This is a genomic window from Microlunatus flavus, from assembly GCF_900110855.1.
Taxonomy (GTDB): domain Bacteria; phylum Actinomycetota; class Actinomycetes; order Propionibacteriales; family Propionibacteriaceae; genus Microlunatus; species Microlunatus flavus.
On record NZ_FOFA01000003.1, the window covers coordinates 561,377 to 582,167 of the forward strand.

Annotated in this window: 20 protein-coding genes and 1 riboswitch; of the genes, 5 read left to right on the top strand and 15 right to left on the bottom strand. The window is 73.8% G+C overall.

Annotated features, from left to right (window positions below):
• Window position 1 precedes the first annotated feature (1 nt).
• The 14 genes from gcvP to thrS all read right to left on the bottom strand — a co-directional run bounded on the left by gcvP (window position 2) and on the right by thrS (window position 13,834).
• A complete protein-coding gene (gcvP, locus tag BMY04_RS10335) occupies window positions 2-2,911 on the bottom strand; it encodes an aminomethyl-transferring glycine dehydrogenase (RefSeq protein ID WP_091179448.1) in 2,910 nt (969 codons plus the stop codon).
• An 89-nt stretch (window positions 2,912-3,000) separates the two neighbouring features.
• Window positions 3,001-3,099, bottom strand: a riboswitch (glycine riboswitch).
• A gap of 76 nt (window positions 3,100-3,175) precedes the next feature.
• Window positions 3,176-3,757, bottom strand: coding sequence for a MerR family transcriptional regulator (locus tag BMY04_RS10340; protein ID WP_269766215.1), 582 nt, complete (start codon window positions 3,755-3,757; stop codon window positions 3,176-3,178).
• 275 nt (window positions 3,758-4,032) lie between these two features.
• Window positions 4,033-4,512, bottom strand: coding sequence for a bifunctional nuclease family protein (locus BMY04_RS10345; protein ID WP_091179451.1), 480 nt, complete (start codon window positions 4,510-4,512; stop codon window positions 4,033-4,035).
• 21 nt (window positions 4,513-4,533) lie between these two features.
• On the bottom strand, window positions 4,534-5,271 hold the full coding sequence (ftsR, locus tag BMY04_RS10350) for a transcriptional regulator FtsR (RefSeq protein ID WP_091179453.1): 738 nt from the start codon (window positions 5,269-5,271) through the stop codon (window positions 4,534-4,536).
• Window positions 5,272-5,284: 13 nt separating this feature from the next.
• On the bottom strand, window positions 5,285-5,812 hold the full coding sequence (locus BMY04_RS10355) for a zinc-ribbon and FHA domain-containing protein (RefSeq protein ID WP_091179456.1): 528 nt from the start codon (window positions 5,810-5,812) through the stop codon (window positions 5,285-5,287).
• A 59-nt stretch (window positions 5,813-5,871) separates the two neighbouring features.
• Window positions 5,872-6,279: a glycine cleavage system protein GcvH gene (gene gcvH, locus BMY04_RS10360; protein WP_091179458.1), complete on the bottom strand. Its 408-nt coding sequence runs from the start codon at window positions 6,277-6,279 to the stop codon at window positions 5,872-5,874.
• Between the two features lie 62 nt (window positions 6,280-6,341).
• On the bottom strand, window positions 6,342-7,208 hold the full coding sequence (locus BMY04_RS10365) for a DUF881 domain-containing protein (protein WP_091179460.1): 867 nt from the start codon (window positions 7,206-7,208) through the stop codon (window positions 6,342-6,344).
• A 5-nt stretch (window positions 7,209-7,213) separates the two neighbouring features.
• Entirely contained in the window at window positions 7,214-7,546 is a 333-nt protein-coding gene (locus tag BMY04_RS10370) for a small basic family protein (RefSeq protein WP_091179462.1), read from the bottom strand.
• Window positions 7,547-7,583: 37 nt separating this feature from the next.
• Window positions 7,584-8,444 (bottom strand): DUF881 domain-containing protein, encoded by an 861-nt coding sequence (locus tag BMY04_RS10375; RefSeq protein ID WP_091179463.1) that lies wholly within the window; start codon window positions 8,442-8,444, stop codon window positions 7,584-7,586.
• Entirely contained in the window at window positions 8,441-9,610 is a 1,170-nt protein-coding gene (locus BMY04_RS10380) for a glycosyltransferase family 4 protein (RefSeq protein WP_232506238.1), read from the bottom strand. The genes BMY04_RS10375 and BMY04_RS10380 overlap by 4 nt, the downstream gene beginning before the upstream one ends.
• Window positions 9,607-10,545 carry a phosphatidylinositol mannoside acyltransferase gene (locus tag BMY04_RS10385; protein WP_091179465.1) on the bottom strand — a complete coding sequence of 313 codons (939 nt, stop codon included), beginning with the start codon at window positions 10,543-10,545 and terminating at the stop codon, window positions 9,607-9,609. Before BMY04_RS10385 ends, BMY04_RS10380 begins: the two co-directional genes overlap by 4 nt.
• Window positions 10,529-11,170, bottom strand: a complete 642-nt coding sequence (pgsA, locus tag BMY04_RS10390; protein WP_091179466.1) for a phosphatidylinositol phosphate synthase — start codon at window positions 11,168-11,170, stop codon at window positions 10,529-10,531. Before pgsA ends, BMY04_RS10385 begins: the two co-directional genes overlap by 17 nt.
• Entirely contained in the window at window positions 11,170-11,754 is a 585-nt protein-coding gene (locus BMY04_RS10395; RefSeq protein ID WP_232506287.1) for an HIT family protein, read from the bottom strand. The genes pgsA and BMY04_RS10395 overlap by 1 nt, the downstream gene beginning before the upstream one ends.
• A gap of 76 nt (window positions 11,755-11,830) precedes the next feature.
• Window positions 11,831-13,834 carry a threonine--tRNA ligase gene (gene thrS, locus BMY04_RS10400; RefSeq protein ID WP_091179469.1) on the bottom strand — a complete coding sequence of 668 codons (2,004 nt, stop codon included), beginning with the start codon at window positions 13,832-13,834 and terminating at the stop codon, window positions 11,831-11,833.
• A 119-nt stretch (window positions 13,835-13,953) separates the two neighbouring features.
• Here thrS and BMY04_RS10405 point away from each other — a divergent pair, with 119 nt between their 5' ends.
• Window positions 13,954-14,349, top strand: a complete 396-nt coding sequence (locus BMY04_RS10405; protein WP_091179471.1) for an MmcQ/YjbR family DNA-binding protein — start codon at window positions 13,954-13,956, stop codon at window positions 14,347-14,349.
• A gap of 89 nt (window positions 14,350-14,438) precedes the next feature.
• Entirely contained in the window at window positions 14,439-14,864 is a 426-nt protein-coding gene (locus tag BMY04_RS10410) for a CBS domain-containing protein (protein WP_091179473.1), read from the top strand.
• Window positions 14,865-14,883: 19 nt separating this feature from the next.
• On the opposite strand, the gene BMY04_RS10415 is transcribed toward BMY04_RS10410, so the two are convergent.
• Entirely contained in the window at window positions 14,884-15,102 is a 219-nt protein-coding gene (locus tag BMY04_RS10415; RefSeq protein WP_091179475.1) for a phosphatase PAP2 family protein, read from the bottom strand.
• Window positions 15,103-15,399: 297 nt separating this feature from the next.
• Here BMY04_RS10415 and BMY04_RS10420 point away from each other — a divergent pair, with 297 nt between their 5' ends.
• From BMY04_RS10420 to BMY04_RS10430, 3 genes are read left to right on the top strand one after another with little or no spacing between them, the layout of a single operon-like run.
• The gene (locus tag BMY04_RS10420; RefSeq protein ID WP_170854074.1) at window positions 15,400-17,364 is read left to right on the top strand and encodes a fibronectin type III domain-containing protein; all 1,965 of its coding nucleotides are present in this window, start codon (window positions 15,400-15,402) and stop codon (window positions 17,362-17,364) included.
• Window positions 17,365-17,390: 26 nt separating this feature from the next.
• Window positions 17,391-19,649: a multicopper oxidase family protein gene (locus BMY04_RS10425; protein WP_091179478.1), complete on the top strand. Its 2,259-nt coding sequence runs from the start codon at window positions 17,391-17,393 to the stop codon at window positions 19,647-19,649.
• Window positions 19,646-20,788 carry a hypothetical protein gene (locus tag BMY04_RS10430; RefSeq protein ID WP_091179480.1) on the top strand — a complete coding sequence of 381 codons (1,143 nt, stop codon included), beginning with the start codon at window positions 19,646-19,648 and terminating at the stop codon, window positions 20,786-20,788. Before BMY04_RS10425 ends, BMY04_RS10430 begins: the two co-directional genes overlap by 4 nt.
• The last annotated feature ends 3 nt before the right edge of the window (window positions 20,789-20,791 follow it).

Genomic DNA, 20,791 nt, shown 5'->3' on the forward strand with positions numbered 1-20,791 from the left:
GCTACTCCTCGAACGACTCCGGCGGCGGGCAGGTGCAGACCAGGTGCCGGTCGCCGAAGCCGCCGTCGATGCGGCCGACCGGCGGCCAGTACTTGTCGCTGCCGGTGGCGTAGATCGGGCCGGCGTGCAAGCCGGCCGGGTAGGCCCCCGTGCGCCGGGAGTAGGGGTGGTCCCACTCGTCGGCGGTGACCGCGCCCTGCGTGTGCGGGGCGTTGGCCAGCGGGTTGTCCTCGGCCGGCCACTCCCCGGCCTCGACCCGGGCGATCTCGTCGCGGATGGCGAGCATCGCGTCGCAGAAGCGGTCCAGCTCGGCGAGGTCCTCCGACTCGGTCGGCTCGACCATGAGCGTGCCCGCGACCGGGAAGCTCATCGTCGGGGCGTGGAAGCCGTAGTCGACGAGCCGCTTGGCCACGTCGTCGACGGTCACGCCGCTGGCCTTGGTGATCGGGCGCAGGTCGAGGATGCACTCGTGCGCGACGCGGCCGCCGCGGCCCGCGTACAGGACCGGGTACGCCGCGCCGAGCCGCTCGGCGACGTAGTTGGCGGCGAGCAGCGCGTGCTGGGTCGCGGCGGTGAGGCCGTCGGCGCCCATCATGGCGATGTAGGCCCAGCTGATCGGCAAGATGCCCGCCGAGCCGTGCGGGGCGGCCGATACCGGCCCGACCGCGCCGTCGTCGATGTTCCGGGCGCCGCGGCGGGGGTCGCCGGGCAGGAACGCCACGAGGTGCTCCCCGACCGCGACCGGGCCGACGCCTGGCCCGCCGCCGCCGTGCGGGATGCAGAACGTCTTGTGGAGGTTGAGGTGGCTCACGTCCGCCCCGAACCGTCCGGGCCGGGCGAGGCCCAGCAGGGCGTTGAGGTTGGCCCCGTCGACGTAGACCTGGCCGCCCGCGTCGTGCACCAGCGCGCACAGCTCGGTGATGGTCTCCTCGAAGACGCCGTGGGTCGAGGGGTAGGTGACCATGATCGCGGCGAGCTGGTCGGCGTGCGTGGCGATCTTGGCCCGCAGGTCGTCGAGGTCCACCGAACCGTCGTCGGTGGCCTTGACGACGACGACCTTCATCCCGGCCATGACCGCGGAGGCGGCGTTGGTGCCGTGCGCCGACGAGGGGATGAGGCAGACCCGGCGCTCGTGGTCGCCGCGCGCCTCGTGGTAGCCGCGAATGGCCAGCAGTCCGGCGAGCTCGCCCTGGCTGCCGGCGTTCGGCTGCACCGAGACGCGGGCGTAGCCGGTGACCTCGGCCAGCCAGCCCTCGAGGGTGGAGACGAGCTCGGCGTAGCCCTGCGCGTCCTCGGCCGGGGCCAGCGGATGCAGGTTCGCGAAGCCGTCGTAGGAGATCGGCTCCATCTCCGTCGTCGCGTTGAGCTTCATGGTGCAGGAGCCGAGCGGGATCATCCCGCGGTCGAGCGCGAAGTCGCGGTCGGACAGCGCCCGCAGGTAGCGCAGCATCGCCGTCTCGCTGTGGTGGGTGCGGAACACGGGGTGCTGCAGGTAGGCGCTGGTGCGCTCGCTGGCCGACAGGTCGCCGAACGTCGTCGTCGCCCGGTCGCCGCCGTGGTCGCTGCCGAAGGCGGCGCGCACCGCGTCGAGGTCGGCGGTCGTCGTGTCCTCCCCGACCGAGATCCCGACCCGGCCGGCGTCGACCAGGCGCAGGTGGACGCCGGAGCGGCGGGCCCGCTCGACCACCGCGGCGGCCTCCCCGGGCACGGCGACGGTCAGCGTGTCGAAGAACGACGTGTGGTCGGGAGCCATGCCCGCTGCGGCCAGGTCGGCGGCGAGCTTCGTCGCGTCCGCGTGGACGCGCTCCGCGATCGCGCGCAGGCCCTCGGGGCCGTGGTAGACCGCGTACATGCTCGCGGCGACCGCGAGCAGCACCTGGGCGGTGCAGATGTTGGAGGTCGCCTTCTCGCGGCGGATGTGCTGCTCGCGCGTCTGCAGGGCGAGCCGGAAGGCGGCGGTTCCGTGGACGTCGCGGCTGACGCCGACCAGGCGGCCGGGCAGCGTGCGCTCCAGCCCGGCCCGGACGGCCATGAACGCGGCGTGCGGGCCGCCGTAGAAGAGCGGGACCCCGAAGCGCTGGCTCGATCCGACGGCGATGTCCGCGCCCCACTCCCCGGGCGGCGTGACCAGGGTGAGGGCCAGCAGGTCGCACGCGGCGATGACGAGGGCGCCCTGCGCGTGGGCCTGCGCGGCGAGGGCCTCGAGCTCGCTCGTGGGGGCGACGCGGCCGTCGGCGGCCGGGGTCTGGACGACCACGGCGAAGGCGTCGGTCTCGCTCAGCGCGGCGGACAGGTCGTCGGCGAGGCGGACCTCGATGCCGAGCGGCACCGCCCGCGTACGGACGACGGCGACGGTCTGCGGCAGCGTGGCCGCGTCGAGCAGCAGGACCTGGCCCTGCTTGGTCGAGCGGCGGGCGACGGTCATCGCCTCGGCGACCGCGGTCGCCTCGTCGAGCAGGCTCGCCCCGGCGGTCGGCAGCCCGGTGAGGTCGCTGATCATCGTCTGGAAGTTCAGGAGGGCCTCGAGGCGGCCCTGGCTGATCTCGGGCTGGTACGGCGTGTAGGCGGTGTACCAGGCCGGGTCCTCGAGGACGTTGCGCCGGATCACCGACGGTGTGACCGTGCCGTGGTAGCCGAGCCCGATCATCGCGCGGCGGGGCGCGTTGCGGGCCGCCAGGCCGCGCAGCGCGGCCAGCGCCTCGGTCTCGGAGAGCGCGGGGGGAAGGTTCAGGGGCTCGCTGGAGCGGATGCCGGCGGGCAGGGCCTGCTCGACGAGCTCGTCGAGCGAGGACAGGCCGAGGGCGGCGAGCATCTTGTCGCGCTCGTCGGCACGCGGGCCGATGTGCCGGTCGGCGAAGACGGTGGTTCCAGCGACGACTGCTCCAGCGTCGGTGGCTGCAGGACGGGCCATGAGGACGGCTCCCGGGGACGGCGGCTGCGCCGGCGACCGCGCACAGCGGGCACCGTTCCCCCTCTGTCACCGGTCGGCTCCAGAGTCGTCATGGCCGCGCGGTCTGGGTGCCTGAGAGGTTCCGGGGATGTTGCCCCTTCGGCGGCAGCGCTCATCGCTGAGCCGCTGCGCTCTCCCGCGCGGTCGCTTGCTGCAGCCCAATCTAGCGCAGGAACGCCCACCACTCGGCAGTGGTGGGCGTCCGACGCGTCGTACGGGTGGGTGCTAGCCGGCGGCGCGGGCCCGGCGGCGCTGGGCGAGCTCGTCGTCGGCCGTGCGAGCCGGCTCGGGCTCAGCGGCCGCGCGCTCGGCCGGGAGCTCGGACAGCGTGCCCTCGATCGAGCGCCAGACGCCGCCGAGGGCGATGCCGAACACCCCCTGGCCACCGCTGAGCAGGTCGATGACCTCGTCGTCGCTGGTGCACTCGTAGACCGAGATGCCGTCGCTCATCAGCGTGACCTGCGTGAGGTCGTCGACCCCGCGGGCGCGGAGGTGGTCGATCGCGGTGCGGATCTGCTGCAGCGAGATGCCGGCGTCGATGAGCTTCTTGATGACCTTGAGGATGAGGATGTCGCGGAAGCTGTAGAGCCGCTGCGAGCCCGAGCCGCTGGCGCCGCGGATCTCCGGGACGACGAGCCCCGTGCGGGCCCAGTAGTCGAGCTGGCGGTAGGTGATCCCGGCGGCGCTGCAGGCCACCGGGCCGCGGAAGCCCAGGTCGCGCGGGACCGGGGAGAAGTCGCCCTCGAAGAGCAGCTCCTGCGCCGCGTCGGCGACCTCGGGGCTGGTGCTCCCCTCGGGCCGCGTCACGGCGGGATGATCGGTGCTGCTCACGGACACCTCCGGTGGTGATCCGCGCCTGGTCCTCAGGCGGGGATGGGCGGGCGGAGGACTCGTCCCCCGAGTCATCCTTCGCTGACGGTCCTGCTGCCTCGCGCACGGGCGTTGTAATTCCCCTGCGGTACTTCGTGCTCGAACCTAGGGCCCTACCACGGCCCCGGCCACCGACACGCCGCATCCGGGGCGGATCCGGGACGGACGAGCCTCAAGTCTGAAGGCCGGGTCGAGACTGGCCCGGCCCCGGGTCAGGACTTCGGCTCGTCGCCGGTCACGAAGTCGTCGGGGTCGACGTTGTCGAGGAACTCGCGGAACTTCTCGACCTCGTCCTCCTCCGCCTCCGGCATCTCGATTCCGGCGACGTCGAGGACGTCCTCGGCGCAGTAGATGTCGGACCCCACGCGCAGCGCGAGGGCGATCGCGTCCGACGGGCGGGCGCTGATCTCGGTGTCGTCGATCACGAGGACGGCGTAGAACGTGCCGCCCTCGAGCTCGGTGATGCGCACCGCCTTGAGGCGGTGCTGGAGACCGGCCAGCACGTCGACCATGAGGTCGTGGGTCAGGGGGCGCGGCGGCACGACGCCCTCCTGGGCGTTCGCGATCGCCGACGCCTCGTTGGCCCCGATCCAGATCGGCAGGAACCGGCTCCCGCCCACCTCGCGCAGCAGCACCATCGGTGCGTTGGACGGCATCTCCACGCGGACGCCGACCACATCGAGCTCTCGCATGGGCACAACCCTACGTCCGGCTCAGCGCTCCATCGCGGTGCGGACGAGGGCGGCGTGGAAGCTGATCACCAGCTGCGTCACCTCGCCGGAGACGTCCTTGTTGCCGCCCGCCCGGCGCACGTACGGCGCGATGGCCTGCTCGACCAGCCCGACCTCGCGGTCGGCCGACATCTTGAACGCGCGCAGGTGGCGGCCGTCGATGCCGTACTCCCCCAGCCGGCGCGCGGCGATGGCCAGGGTGAGGGCGTCACGGCCGTAGAAGCTGCCGCCGCGCCGCGGCGTCACGATGCCGGTGCGCTCGAGCTCGACCAGACCGGCCTCGCTCAGCCCGCTCGCCTCGAGCAGGTCGGCGCGCGACAGCCGCAGCGCCTTCTTCGGCGCGGCCGGCGGGGCGGCGGGCACCGGCGGCGCGGCGGCGGTCGTGGCGGCCGGAGCCGCCGAGGAGGCCGCGTCGAGGGTCTTGGGCTCGGGCGGGGTCTGGCCCCGGTCCATCATCTCGAGGTGCTCGCGGATCACCTTGAGCGGCAGGTAGTGCTCGCGCTGCACCGACAGCACGTAGCGCAGCCGCTCGACGTCGTGCTCGGCGTAGCGCCGGTAGCCCGACGGCGCTCGCTGGGGCGTGATGAGCCCCTCCGACTCGAGGAAGCGGATCTTCGAGATCGAGATGTCGGGGAAGTCGCCGCTGAGCGCGGTGAGCACCTGGCCGATGCTGCGGGTGACCTCGCGCCCGCTGCCCGGCCTGCGGGCCTCGGCCGTCATCAGCGGTCCCGCCTCACCGGTCCAGCTCTCTCGCGCTCGTGTAGTAGACGAGGCGGAACTTGCCGACCTGGACCTCGTCCTCGGGCTGCAGCAGCGCCTCGTCCACGAGCTCGCGGTTGACGTAGGTGCCGTTGAGGCTGCCGAGGTCCTTCACCACGATGCCGTCGGCCGTGCGCAGGAACTGCACGTGGCGCCGCGAGACCGAGATGTCGTCGAGGAAGATGTCGGAGTCGGTGTGGCGCCCCGCCGTCGTGACGTCGTGGTCGAGCAGGAAGCGGCTGCCCGCGTTGGGCCCGCGCTGCACGACGAGCATCCCTGACCCCTGCGGCAGCGCCTGGACGGCCGCCTCGTCGACGGGGCTGAGCCCGTCGCCGGGCGTGTCCTCGACGACGACGGGCGGGATCGTCTTGGTCGTGTCACCGGAGAGGCCGCGTACCGAGGCGCCGGCCGCGGGCGGTGCTGCGGTCAGGGGCGCCCCGCACTGCGCGCAGAAGTTCGCCCCCTCGGGGTTGTCGTGACCGCAGTTGGTGCAGAAGGGCATCGTGCTCGCTTTTCACTCGGTCCCGGCCAGGCTCGAGACGTGATCGAGAGTTTAGGTGCTCAGCTCCCGACGTGCTCGGCGTAGCCGTCCGCGTCGAGCAGGTCGTCGAGGTCGGAGTCCTCGTCGATCTCGAGCTCGAAGAGCCAGCCGTCGCCGTACGGGTCGCTGTTCACGGTCTCCGGGCTGCCCTCGAGCAGCGGGTTGACCGCGCTGACGGTCCCGGCGACGGGGGTGAGGACGTCGGAGACGCTCTTGGTCGACTCGAGCTCGCCGCAGGCGTCGCCGGCCGCGACGGTGTCGCCCACCGACGGCAGCGAGACGTAGACGATGTCGCCGAGCTGCTCGGCCGCGTACGCGGTCACGCCGACGCGGACGGTCGTCTCGTTGCCCTCGCGGACCCACTCGTGGTCGACGGAGTACTTGAGGTCTTCGGGGTAGTCGGGCACGCGGCGGGACTCCTGGCTCATGGGACGGGGGTGGGTGGTCGAGGGCGTGCAGGTCGGGCGTGCGGCGCGGCGGACGGCGGTGGTCAGCGCGGCGTCGGCCCGGCTGTGGCTGGCCGAGCGTACTGAGAGGCGGGCGGCGCGTGCAAGGACGTCACCACGACGTCGTCCAGCTGGTCGATCTGCACGTCGCCCCCGATCTTGGGCCCGGTGATCTCGGAGACGATCCCGCCGCGGAACCGCGCGGCCTCCTCGAGGCTGTGCGGGTCGCCGATCGCGGCGATGGTGAGCGGCCGGTCGACGGGCTGGCCGTCGACCACGAGGGTGGTCCCGTCCGTGCCGAACCAGGTCGAGGCGACCACCCGCGCCGTGCCGTCGACCTCGATCACCTCGGCCCCGGCGTCGCGCAGCTCCTCGACGGCGTCGAGCAGCACGTTCGCGTCGACCTTGGCCTGCGGGTCGCTGATGCGGATGCGGATGCCCGGCCCGTGCGCGGGGGCGGTGCCGGCCAGGATCGCCAGCTCCTCCACGCGGCGCTGGGCGTCGTCGCGGGCGACGCGCTGGGTGTCGGCGCCGGACTGCAGGCGCGCCTTGGTGCCCTGCAGCTCGGAGACCTCCGCCTCGAGGCGGCGCGACTCGGTGCCGAGGCCGTCGAGGATCTGCACGAGGTCCTCGCGCCGCGCGTTGCGGTAGGCGTCGCCGGACTCGTTGGTGCGGATCTGCATCACGCCGGCCATGCCGATCAGGCAGAGCACGACCGCGGCGACGACCTGGCTGCGGCCAGGACGCAGCGCGGCCCTGCCGATCCGCCGCCAGACACCGGTGCGCGGCGGTGCGGAGGCCGGGGCCGCGGTGGCAGGGCCGGCCTGCTCCGGCTCGGGCTGGTCGGTCAGCCGGGCGCGGCTGCGGGCGAGGGCCGCGAGCCGGCGGGACGTGACGCGGCGCTCAGGCATGGGTCTCAGGCATGGAAGAGGACCCGCCGGATCGCCGCGACGTTGGTGAAGATGCGGATGCCGAGCACGACGACGACCCCGGTCGACAGCTGCGAGCCGACGCCGATCTGGTCGCCGACCCACACGATGAGGGCGGCGATGAGGACGTTGGAGATGAAGGACACGACGAAGACGCGGTCGGTGAACGTGCCCTCGAGGTAGGCGCGGAACGCGCCGAACAGGGCGTCGAGGGCCGCGACGATGGCGATCGGCAGGTAGGGCTGCAGCACCGTCGGCAGGGTCGGCTCGAGCAGCAGGCCCAGCACGATGCCGACGACCAGCCCGATGAGCGGGATCACCGCTGCCCCACCCCCGTCCCCGTCGTCGTCACCTGGCTCATCGCCCGACCGCCCGCGCGTAGCGCAGCGTGATGCCGGGGTCGGAGTCGAGCACCAGCTTCTCGGCGTCGGAGGTCGAGTAGGCCATCCCCCGGTTCTGCGACAGGTCGTTCCACCAGGCCCCGGCGGCCGACTCGGCGAGCCGCGCCTGCAGCGTACGTGGGTCGCCGACCGCCTCGACCCGGTACGGACGGGTGAGCGAGCGGTAGTCGACGGTGATGGCGTCACCGGCGCCGCGGATGGCGGTGAGGGCCGAGAGCCGGTGCCCGTTGATGGCCACCGCCTCGGCGCCGGAGGCCCACAACCCGTTGGCGAGGACCTGCAGGTCGAGGTCCAGGACCTGGTCGCGGGCGTCGTCGGCGCTGGTCGGGGCGTCGTCGACGACCACCACCACGCCGGGCCCGCTGACCGGCGTCTGCCCGACCGCCGGCCCGAGGCGGTCGATCTGGGCCTCCAGCGCCCGGCTCGTGCTGTCGTCGCCGAGCGCCCCCGAGCGCAGCTGCTCGATCTGGGCGTCGAGGTCCTCGACCTGCAGGCGGAGCCGGTCCTGCTGCGCCTCCGCGTCCTGGATCCGCGCGACCAGCTCGGTCCGCTCGGTCGCCGCGACCGGCGCAGAACGGTTCGTCTGCAGCGCCGCGACGGCGAAGAGCGCGCCGGCCAGCACGAGGACGACCCCGGCGGCCCACCGGCCCGGCGACCGGCCGGGCCGGGCGCCGCCGTCCACGGGAGCGGCGGCGGCGAGGCGGGCGTAGTCCGGGTCGACCGGCTCCCGCAGGATCGCGTTGAGCAGGTCCATGCTCGCGTCGACCGCCCGCGGGGGCCGCGGCGAGCCCGGCGTCCGAGGCGTCGCGGTGCTCACGAGGCCCCCTCGGCCGACCGGGCGGCCAGCACGCGGTCGTAGACCTCGACGACCTGCGGCCCGACGACCGACCAGTCGAAGCGCTGCGCGAGCTGCTGCGCCCGGCGCGTGCGGGCGCCGCGGCCCTGCGCCAGCGCGGCCGACACCGCGGCGGCGAGCCCGTCGGCGCTGCGGCGCGGGAAGACCCACCCGCCCGGGCCGTCCGGCTCGCCCTGGTGGCCGGGGCCGCCCAGCAGGTCGACGAACGGCGGCAGGTCCGACGCCACGACCGGCACCCCGGCCGCCATGGCCTCGAGCACGACGATGCCGAAGCTCTCCCGCGCCGTGTGCGGGGCGACGAAGACGTCCGCGCCGCGCAGCAGCGCCCGCTTGTCGTCCTCGCCGACCAGGCCGAGGCTGCGGCAGCCGGCGGGCAGGTGCTGGCGGCCGGGCCCGGCCACCAGGACCTCGAGGCCGGGGTGCGCGCGCCGCAGCGCGGGCAGCGCGGCCAGCAGGACGTCGAGGCCCTTGCGGGGCTCGCCGCTGCGCCCGAGGAACAGCAGCCGGGGGCCCGGGCCCCAGGGCGCGCTCTCCGGCCGGCCGGGACCCGCGGCGTACGCGGCCACATCTAGCCCGTTCGGGACGACGACGGTGTCCCGGTCGAGGTGGCGGGTCACGACCTCGCGGGCGGTCGGCGACACGGCGACGCCGGCGTCGATGCGGTCGACCGCGCCGCCGAGGGCGTTGCGCGCGATCCGCAGGGCGCGCGAGCGCGGGGTGGCCGTGTGGAACGTGGCGACCACGGGCGAGCGGGCGGCGGCGAGCGCGTGCAGCGACGTGCTCGGCGCGAGCGGCTCGTGGACGTGCAGCAGGTCGACGGCCTGTGCGGCGACCCAGCGCCGGGTGCGTGCCGCGGCCAGCGGTCCCGGCGCGACGGGCGCCACGGAACCGTTGTAGCGCACCCCGAGCGCGGCCCCCGCCGAGGTGAACCGGGACTCCTCCAGGCCGTACGCCTCCTCGGGCAGCCCGCCGGGCGCGAGGACGCGCACGTCGTGGCCGGCGCCGCGCAGCCACGCGCCGAGCCCGAGCACCTGCTGCTGGACCCCGCCGGGGGCGTCCAGCGCGTACGGGCACACGAGGCCGACGCGCAGCGGCCGCAGGCGCGGGGCGACGGGATGGCGGTTCACGCGACCGCCGTCGGCCGGCGGGCCGGGACGTCGAAGAAGGGCTGCAGCACGTGCCAGTCCTCGGGGTGGTCGCTCAGCACGGCGGTGAAGAAGTCGGCGCAGGCCTGGACCATGGCGACCAGGCCGTCGTCCCCCGGCTGCGCGGGCACGACCGGCCCCAGGACCAGGCGCATCTGCGCGCCGCGCCGCAGCGGGCGGCCCCCGTAGTGGGCGACCGTCGGGATGAGCGCGGCGCCGCTGCGGCGCGCGACCTCGGCGGGGCCGGCCGGCATCGTCACGCGGCGCCCCGCGAGGTCGACCTCGACGCCGCGGCCGCTGAAGTTCCGGTCGGCCATCAGGCACACGAGCCGGCGGCGGTGCACGTGCTCGACGAGCGTGTCGACCAGACCGGGCGCGCGGTGGGAGAGGATCTCCATCCCCAGCCCCTCGCGGAACGCGAGGAACGCGGCGAACTCGGCGGCGCCCAGCTGCTCGGCCACGCTCGTCACCGGCATGCCGCTGAGGCAGGCCCAGGCTCCGGCGAGGTCCCAGTTGCCGCTGTGCGGCAGCGCGATGACGGCGCCGGTCGTCGCGAACGCCTCGTGCACCACGGGGCCGTTGACGAGGTCGACGCGGTCGAGCACCTGCTGCGGGCTCCAGCGCGGCAGCGCGAGGACCTCCCAGAAGGTCCGCAGGTAGGAGGCGATGCCGGCGCGCAGCAGGGCGGCGTCGGCCGGGCGGCCGGAGAGGACGGTGAGGTTCTCGCGCAGGCGGGCGACGTGGACGCCGTCGCGGGCGACGACCACGCGCGCGGCGACGAGGGAGAGCGCGCGGACGACCGGCTCGGGCAGCCGGCCGCCGTGGCGCCAGCCGAGCCGGTACGCGGCGCGGACCACCCGGGCCCGGTCCGGCAGGACCCGACGGCGGCGGCGCGCCGCCTCAGGCCGGCTGGCCATGCGTCGCCGGGTCGCGGCGTCCCGGCAGCCCCTTGGCCTGGCGACGGACCTGCTCGATGCGCTGGAACACGGTGATCATGCTCGTGACCGCGAGCAGCGCCATCGCCGCCTCGAGGACGTACGGGACGTCGAGCCCGGCGAGGAAGGCGCCGACGAGCACGATCACCAGCCGGTCGGCCCGTGCGGCGAGCCCGCCGCCGCAGGTGAAGCCCAGGCTCTCGGCGCGCGCCTTGACGTAGGAGGTCCACTGGCCGAAGACGAGCCCGGCGAGCGCGACCGCCGCCCACAGCGTCGAGTCCTGTTGGTAGGCGAAGAACAGCAGGATCCCGCCGAACACCGCCGCGTCGCCGAGCCGGTCCGACGTCGAGTCGAGGAACGCGCCCCACGGCGACGCCGTGCCGGTGGTCTTGGCCATCAGCCCGTCGATCATGTCGGAGACGACGAACACGGTGACGACGAGCACGCCCTGCCACAGCCAGCCCTGCGGGAAGCAGACCAGTGCGCCGAGGACGACGCCGATCGTCCCGGCGACGGTCACGACGTCGGGCGAGACGCCGCGCGCGATGAGGAAGCGGACGACCGGGCCGAGCACGAGCCCCGAGAGCGAGCGGAAGCGTTCGAGCATCAGGCGCCCTCCTCGCTCGACGCCGCCGCGACGCGGGCCCAGGCGTCGGTGACGACCTGCCAGGTCTGGTCGAGCAGCTGCGGCAGCGCCTTGGTCTGCCCGATCACCGGGAGGAAGTTCGCGTCGCCGGACCACCGCGGAACGACGTGCTGGTGCAGGTGCGCGGCGATGCCTGCGCCCGCGATGGCCCCCTGGTTGAGCCCGAGGTTGAACCCGTCGGGCGCGCTCGCCGCCCGAACCACGCGCATGCACTGCTGGGTGAGGCGGGCGACCGCGTGCGTCTCGGCCTCGGTCAGGTCGGTGTAGTCGGCGACGTGGCGGTAGGGGCAGACCAGCAGGTGCCCCGGGGAGTACGGGTAGAGGTTGAGGACGACGTAGGCGACCTCGTCGCGGTGCACGATGAGCGCCTCGCGGTCGTCGCCGCGCAGCGGGATGGTGCAGAACGGGCAGTCGGCCGCCTCGGACGTCCTCGGCTTGTCCTGCCCGCCGATGTAGACCATCCGGTGCGGGGTCCACAGCCGCTGGAACCCGTCGGGGTCGCCCGGCCGCGTGCCCGCCGCCTCGACCTCCGGCTCGCCCTGCACCACGTCTGCTCTTTCCTGCTCGCCTGCCGCACGCTCCCCGGCGTGCACCCCCATCCTCTCTCGGAAACGGGTGTCGTCAGACCTGGACGCGCGCCGCGACGGCGTCGGTGATCTCCCGGACGGCCTCCTCGACTCCCACACCGTTCTTCTGCGTGCCGTCGCGGTAGCGGAAGGACACCGCCCCCGCGGCGACATCGTCGGCGCCCGCGATGAGCATGAAGGGCACCTTCTCCTTCTGGGCGTTGCGGATCTTCTTCTGCATCCGGTCGTCGCTGTCGTCGACCTCGACGCGCAGGCCCGCCGTGCGCAGCCGGTCGGCGACCTCGAGCAGGTAGGGCGCGTACTCCCCCGCCACCGGGATGCCGACGACCTGGACCGGCGCGAGCCAGGGAGGGAACGCCCCGGCGTAGTGCTCCGTGAGGACCCCGATGAACCGCTCGATCGAGCCGAACTTGGCGGAGTGGATCATCACCGGCTGCTGGCGCGTGCCGTCGGCGGCCTGGTACTCCAGCCCGAAGCGCGCGGGCTGGTTGAAGTCGTACTGGATCGTCGACATCTGCCAGGTGCGCCCGATGGCGTCGCGTGCCTGGACCGAGATCTTGGGGCCGTAGAAGGCCGCGCCCCCGGGGTCGGGGACGAGCCGCACGCCGGAGGCCAGCGCGACGTCCTCGAGCACCTTCGTCGCGACGGCCCACTCCTCCTCGGAGCCGATGAACTTGTCGGAGTCGCCGCGCGTCGACAGCTCGAGGTAGTAGTCGTCGAGGCCGAAGTCGCGCAGCAGCCCGAGCACGAAGTCGAGCAGGTGCTTGACCTCGCCCGGCGCCTGCTCCGGCGTCACGTACGAGTGGCTGTCGTCCTGCGTCAGCCCGCGCACCCGCGTGAGGCCGTGCACGACGCCGGACCGTTCGTAGCGGTAGACGCTGCCGAACTCGAAGAAGCGCAGCGGCAGCTCACGGTAGGACCGGCCCCGGCCCCGGAAGATCAGGTTGTGCATGGGGCAGTTCATCGCCTTGAGGTAGTAGCTCGACCCCTCGAGCTCCATCGGCGGGAACATCGTGTCCTTGTAGTACGGCAGGTGCCCGGAGGTGTGGAACAGCCCCTCCTTGCTGATGTGGGGCGTGCCGACGTAGGAGAAGCCCTCCTCGATGTGGCGCCGGCGGACGTAGTCCTCCATCTCGCGCTTGATCACGCCGCCCTTGGGGTGGAAAACCGGCAGGCCCGAGCCCAGCTCGTCGGGGAAGGAGAACAGGTCGAGCTCCGCGCCGAGCTTGCGGTGGTCGCGCCGGGCGGCCTCGGCCAGCCGGAACTCGTACGCCTTGAGCTCGTCGCGGCTCGGCCAGGCCGTGCCGTAGACGCGCTGCAGCTGGGCGTTGGCCTGGTCGCCGCGCCAGTACGCGGCCGAGCTCCGCGTGACGGAGAAGGCCGGGATGTAGCCCGTGTGCGGGACGTGCGGCCCGCGGCACAGGTCGAACCAGGCCACCGAGCCGTCGCGCTTGAGGTTGTCGTAGATCGTCAGCTGCCCGGCGCCGACCTCGACCGAGGACGCGTCGCCGGAACCGTCGCCGTCACCGACGTGCACGACCGCGTCGCCGGCCGACCCCTTGTCGGCGATGAGCTCGAGCTTGTACGGCTCGTCCGCCAGCTCGATCGCGGCCTGCTCGTCGCTGACCTCGCGGCGGCGGAAGCGCTGACGCTCCTTGACGATGCGCTGCATCGCCTTCTCGACCTCCTTGAGCGCCTCGGGCGTGAAGGGCTCGGCCAGGTCGAAGTCGTAGTAGAAGCCGTCCGTGATCGGCGGGCCGATGCCGAGCTTCGCGTCGGCGTGCAGGCTCTGGACGGCCTGGGCGGCGACGTGCGCCGTCGAGTGCCGCAGCACCGCGAGTCCGTCGGGGCTGTCGATGAGCACCGGCTCGACGACGTCGTCGGGCGAGATCTCACGGCTGAGGTCGGCGAGCTCGCCGTCGAGGCGCATGGCGACGACGCGGCGGTCGTCGCCGAAGCGGTCCAGGCCCGTCTCGCGAGCCGTCGTCCCGCTGCCCTGGTCGTCGCTCGGCGCGGACGGGGACGGGCTCTCGGACACGGTGCGGCTGACCTCCTGGGTGCGCGCCGCGCGGGTCGCGGCGCCCGGTCAGACTAGCCCGCGGGACCGGTCGGGGCCGCCTGCGTTTCGCGGGGTGCCGGGTCCTGGGAGGCTGGGGCATGGCCCAGAGCACGGAGCCCGCGCAGCGACCCGATCCCTGGCTCGAGCACTGCCTGGCTCTGCCGGGCGCCTGGCGCGACGAGCCGTGGGAGGGCCAGGTCGTGGCCAAGGTCGGCCCCAAGATCTTCGCGTTCCTCGGCGGCCTGCGCCCGAGCACGGCCGACGGGCCGCGGACGATCGGGCTCAAGTGCGGCGACCGCGAGGCCGCCGACCTGCTCCTCGAGCGCTACCCCGGCTCGGTGACCGCGCTGCCCTACGTCGGGCGCTGGGGCTGGAACGCCTTCCGCCTCGACGGGTCGATCCCGGACGACGACCTCGCCGAGCTGGTCGAGCGGTCGTACGAGGTCGTCGTCGCCTCCCTGCCCCGCTCGCGCCGGCCGCCGACGCGGCACTGAGCCGGCGGGGTCCTCCGCCGTCGGGGGTGCGTCTTCGCGTACCTGCGCGCGGCCGTCGGCGTCGCTAACGTCCTGCGCAGGGGTGCGCCGTGCAGATCCGCGAGGTCCTGGCCCACAAGGGTTCCGACGTGGTCCACGCCCCGCCCGGCGCCACGGTGGCCGAGCTCGTCGCCCTGCTCCGCGCCCACGACCTGGGCGCGCTGGTGGTCTCCTCCGACGGCCGGCAGGTCGCCGGGATCGTGTCGGAGCGGGACGTCGTGCGCCACCTCGACGAGCCCGACCTCCTCGACCGGCCGGTGAGCGCGATCATGACGTCGCTCGTCTGCTCCTGCACGCCGACCGACAGCGTGGAGAGCGTGATGGCGCTGATGACGGAGCGGCGGGTCCGGCACGTGCCCGTGCTGTCCCCCACCGGCACGCTGGCCGGCATCGTCAGCATCGGCGACGTGGTGAAGTCCCAGCTGGCCGAGCTCGCCTTCGAGCGCGACCAGCTGCAGACCTACGTCTCCGGCTGAGCCGCCCGGCCGGCCGCGCTCAGCGCGGCCGCAGCTCGTGCTCGACGAGGTAGGCGCCCACCTCGCGCCCGAGCGCCTGACCGCGGTCGGTCGAGAAGCGGAAGTGGATGCCCGCGCGCACCCGCGGGTCGGCGTTCTCGTCGGCCGCCTGGGTGAAGGTGTCGAACGACCGGGTCGGGTCGGTGGGCAGTGCCGTCGTCGACCCCGTCGAGAAGGGGACGCGGAATCCGCGCCGCACGATGGAGCGGCGGTGCCTGCGGACGACCTGAGGGCGACGCCAGGACGGGCGGCTCCGCGCGGCAACGGGCGGCCGGGGCTCGTTCGGCCGCCCCGGCGCGGCACCCCCTCAAACAGGGGGAGGCCGCTCCCCCCGTCTGGGGCTGCTCCCCCGGCCCCGCCGCGTTCAGGATTCCCTCAGGGACCGGCGACGGTCGATCTGCGGCTCCGGCGACGGGGCCCGAGTGCTCGGGGGGGCACCATGTGGAACAGGCGTACGACAACGATCCGGGTCGGAGCGCTGAGCGTCTCCGGCCTGATGGTGGTGGGAGGGCTGGCCGTCGTCCTCGGGGGACCGGCCTCCGCCGCCGTGCCGAGCTTCCCGGACAACGTCGTGGTCTTCCCCGACCGCGACTTCGTGACGATCGAGGGCTACCAGGACCACATCGGCGAGACCGCCACGGTCGAGGTGACCCGCGGCGCCACGGTCGTCGGGTCCGCGCAGGGCGTCGTGGCCGAGGGCGACGTCGCCTTCGAGATCAACCACCCGGGCGGCGTCTGCTGGGGCAACGGGACGTCGCTCAAGGTCACGCCGGACATCCGGGCCGGCGACAAGGTGACCATCAAGTTCGCCGGGACCGGCGCCGGCGACACCACCGTGGCGGACGCGGCCGTCGGCCCCGACCACGCGAGGCTCGGCGCCGACGGGGTGACCGTGACGGTCACCGGCCACCTCGGCGCGGGCGTCAACCCGGCCCAGCTCGAGCAGCGCATCGTCAACCCCGACCTGGTCGCCCTCGTCGGGCGGCGCGACGTCCGGGCGGTGCCCGGCCCGCTCACGCCCGCGCCTCGGGGCGGCTACCGCTCCGGACTGGCGGTCGACGGCACCACGTTCACCGCCACCTACGTCTTCGACGACCCGGCGGCGGCCCGGACCACGGCCGGCACCGGCATCGAGCGGCTGATGTCCTGGCAGGTCGAGGACGCCGCGGCCAACCGGCAGGGCCTGACCATCGCCGAGTTCGGCGAGTTCGGCGGCCCCGGCTTCGGCGGCTGCCCGGCCGGCCCGACCGACCAGCCCCCGCCCGCGGGCAGCTTCGCGGCCGTCCGCTCGGCGGACAAGACGAAGCTGCAGGTGTCCTGGACCCCGGCCACCCCGGTGCCGGACGCCGCGGCCGTCACGGGCTACGACGTCGAGGCGCTCGCCCCGGCGGCGACGACGGGCGGCCCGCGGGCGACCACCGGCACCCGCGTGGGCGCATCGACGACCAGTGCGACGCTGACGGTGGACCCGGCCGTCACCGACTACGCCCTCGAGGTGCGCGCCCTGTCCGGGGTCCGTCTCGGCGACCCGTTCACGCCCACGTCGACCACTCCGCCACCCGCGCCGGGCGACACCACGGTGCCCCAGCTCGCCCTCGCCCCAGCGCCCGCCGCCGACGGCTCGGCGGTGGAGGCCACGACGGTCCGGCTGACCAGTGAGACCGGCGCCGACCTCTACTACACGACCGACGGCAGCTCGGTCGTCGTCGGTGACCTGCCCTCCGACACGGCGCGTCTCTACGACCCGACCAAGCCGATCGCCGTCACCGGGACGGCGGCGGCCCCCATGGAGCTCCACGCCGTGGCCTTCGACCGCGCCGGCAACCTCACGGTCGACCAGGGGCTGTACAAGCTGCCGGTCGTCGCGCAGCCGGGCGGGCTGACCGCGCCGACCGGGCTGGCCGGCACCCCCGGCACCACGTCGGTCGCCCTGACCTGGGCGGCGACCCCGAACGCCACGTCCTACGTCGTGACCGCGTACGCCGCCGACGGGACGACCCCGCTCCCGGCGGCGCAGCAGCCCGGCGAGACGACGAGGACCAGCCAGACGGTCGGCAACCTGGGCGGCTCCACGGCCTACCAGTTCAGCGTCAGGGCGGTCAACGCCGGCGGGTCCAGCCCGGAGTCGGCCAAGGTCCGCGTCGTCACCACGGAGTCGGTCACGATCACCACGGCGAAGTGGAAGGCGGGCGACTTCCGCGTGATCGGCACCAGCTCCGCGACCAGCGGCACGGTGACCGTCCTGAGGGCGGTGCGCAACACCACCACGGGGGTGCTCGAGCCCGGGACCGCCTTCACCGGGATGGTCAACCAGCCGCTGACCACCGCCGTGCCGCCGGCGACCGGCACCACGTACGACGTCCGGCTCCGCACGAACGTCCCCACCACCAACCCGGGTCAGGTCTTCGTGCGCTCCAGCAACGGCGGCCAGGCCGGGCCCTTCACCGTGGCCAACGGCTGAGCGCCGGGACGAGGAGGAGCACGGACATGACCGACGAGAAGACCCTGCTGCTGCCCGGTGACCCCGGCTTCGCGGAGCTCGACCCGACCCCGACCGAGGAGGCGCCCCCGCCGAGGGTGCTGAGCCGGCGCGCCGCGCTCCGGCTCGGCGCCCTCGGGATCGGCGGCGTCGCCCTCGCCGGCGCGGGTGCGACGCTCGGGCCCTCACTGGCCGACCGGGGGCTGCTGTCCTCCGACGGCCTGTTCTCCGCCGCGGCGGCGGGCCTCACCGACCTCGTCTACCTGGAGGTGTTCCCGACCAGCCCCCTGGTGCTCAAGCCGTTCAACGACGAGCTGCCCGTCCCGAAGCCAGCGCGCCCGGAGAGCCGGTCGGAGTACAGCGGCTGGGCCAAGCCGCCCGGCCCGGGCGACGGGCAGCAGAACTCGCTGGGCAACGAGAGGCACCAGAAGTGGTGCAGCGACGTCGGCTACGCCGACCCGGTCGTCTACAAGTTCGACCTGCGGGTCGCGCCGCACACCTTCACGACCTCCGACGTGCTACCCATCGACAAGAACGGCCGCCCGATCGTCTCCTACGACGCCGACGGCAAGACCTACGCGGCGGGGACGACGCGCAAGCTGCCGCCGAGCACGATCTACGGGTTCAACGGCACGTTCCCCGGCCCGATGATCAACGCCGAGTACGGCAAGCCGGTGCTGGTGCGTTTCGAGAACCACCTCGACGAGAACCCGTACGGCCTCGACCGCCAGGACTTCGGCACCAAGGACCTGTCGTTCCTGACCCACCTCCACAACGGCCACACCGCGCCGGAGAGCGACGGCAACCCGCACTACGCGATGCGGAACGGCCCGAAGCACGAGGGCTACCGGCCCGGGATGTTCTGCGACAACCTCTACCTGAACTGGCCGGCGGGCGGCGACTCCCGGGAGAAGCAGAGCTTCTTCTGGTTCCACGACCACCGGATGGACCAGACGGGGTCGAACGTCTACAAGGGCCTCGTCGGGCTCTACCCCATCTACGACCCCGAGGGCGGGCTCGACATGGGCGACGAGCGCCAGGGCCTGCGGCTGCCCGGGGTCCGCAAGGACAACTCGGACGGGTCGTTCGAGGTGGACTACGACATCCCGCTGGCGTTCTCCGACTTCCGCTTCGACGACGGCGTGACCACGCACAAGGACATCCACGACGGCGAGGGCGACTTCCCCGCCGCCGGCAACCCGAAGACGCACCCCGAGTGGTGGGGCAAGACCTTCTACAAGCACTTCCCCAACCACGGCTTCGTGGGCGACGTGTTCACCGTCAACGGCACCGCGTACCCCGTGATGGAGGTCAAACGGCGCAAGTACCGCTTCCGCTTCCTCGACGCCTCGATCTCGCGCATCTACGACTTCACGCTGATGAGCTCCACGCAGGGGCCGAAGAGCGCGGTGTCGCTCGGCTACGGCGGCGACGAGCTGCAGGGCCAGTACCGCATCCCGGACGGTCAGCAGTGCATGCAGTTCACCCAGATCGCCTCCGACGGCGGCCTGCTCCCCTTCGCGGTCAAGCGCGACAACTTCGAGCTCTGGCCCGCCAAGCGTCGCGAGATGATCATCGACTTCACCCGCTACGTCGACGGCAGCCCGACCAAGAAGGGCGACGTCATCTACCTCACGAACACCATGAAGATGCCCGACGGGAGGATGTGGACGGCCTCGAAGCGGTTCTCCCCGGACCCGCGCTACAAGGTGCCGGTGATCAAGTTCGTCATCGGGGACGACGCCGCGGACGACAGCGTCGTGCCCCCGTCGAACCAGCCGCTCCGCGCACTGCCGCCGCTGCCCACGAACTGGAAGACGCTGCTCGACAACCGGCTCGTCTTCGAGGTCCAGCGCGGCAGCACGATCGGCGAGACCGAGTGGCTCGTCAACGGCCGACCGTTCGACCCGGCCGCGCCGGCCACGAGCCTGAAGAACCCGGCCGGCAAGACGCCGCTGGCGCAGCAGAAGGTCAACAGCTTCGCGCTGTGGGAGATCCGCAACGGCGGTGGAGGTTGGGTCCACCCCTTCCACCTCCACATGGAGGAGCACCGCACCGTCATGCGCAACGGCAAGGACGTCACCGGGGGCGGGGGCACCGCGCACCCCGACGACGTCTCGCGCGAGGACCTCATCGCTCTCGACCCGAGCGAGTCGGTGATCGTCTACCGCGGGTTCCGCGACTTCACCGGCCAGTACGTGGCCCACTGCCACAACCTGGCGCACGAGGACCACTCGATGATGTTCGGCTGGGAGATCACGCCGTGACCGCGCTGCGCACCGAGGCCGCGGCGGCCCCCGCCGCCGCCTCGACCTCCGACCGGCTGCGGCCCTGGGCCGTCGTCGTGACGCTGGCCGTGCTGCTGGGCTACGCCGACGGCTTCTGGCTGACCACGCTGCGCACCGCCGTCGGGGACATCTCCCGCGTCCAGGAGCCGGCCACCAGCTACTGGCGGACCACGACGGCGATGCTCCCGGCCTTCGCGGCCGGAACGCTCGCCGGGCTGCTCGCCGTACGCCGGTGGTCGGGGCCCGGGCGGCCGGAGCCCGGGCGGTCGGCGCGGCGCGGTGCCGTCCTCGCCGGGCTGGGCGTCGTGCTGGCCACGACGCTCGTGGCCGTGGGGCTGGCCGCGACCGGCTCGGCGTACGACTACCACCTGCAGAGCGGGCGGCTGTCGATGATGCAGGGCATGCAGCACGACTGCGACCCGGGCTGCCAGGCGCGGCAGCAGTGGATGACCATCGCCGCGCACGCCCGTGCCGTCGCCTGGACCGGCGTCGCCGTCCTGGCCACCAACGCCGTGCTCGTGACGTGGCTCGCCGCCGTCGCCGGTGGCCGGCGGGGGTGGTCCTCGTCCGCCGGTCCGGCCCTCGCCGCGGGCGGGCGCGAGCGCGACCTGCGGGTGGTGATCGTCGCCGCGCTGCTCGGTGCCGGCGTCGTGCACGCGGTGGTGGTCCCCGAGCACCTCGAGGAGTGGTGGGCGGCCGGCACGTTCTTCGTCGTCCTGACGGCGGCCGAGCTGGTCGCGGCCGCCGTCGTCCTGCGGCCCGGGACGGCCGGTCCGGCCGTCGCCGCCGCGGTGTCGGCGGTGCCGCTGGTCGTCTGGACGGTCTCGCGGACCGCGGGGCTGCCGTTCGGGCCGGAGGCCTTCGAGCCGGAGGCGGTCGGGGTCGCCGACGTCGTCGCCTGCCTGCTGGAGCTCGCCACGCTCGTCGCGGCGCTCCTGCTGCTGCGCCGGCGCGGCGGGGCCGCCGCGGCGGCCCTGACCCGCGGCGGGCGGACCCTGGCGGTGCTCGTCGTCGTCGCGGTCGGCGCGCTCGGCGTCGTCGGGGCCGCACCCGACTGGTTCGACGGCGTCGACGGCGGGGACGCCCCGGCGGTCGAGGCCGACCACCACCACGGATGAGCG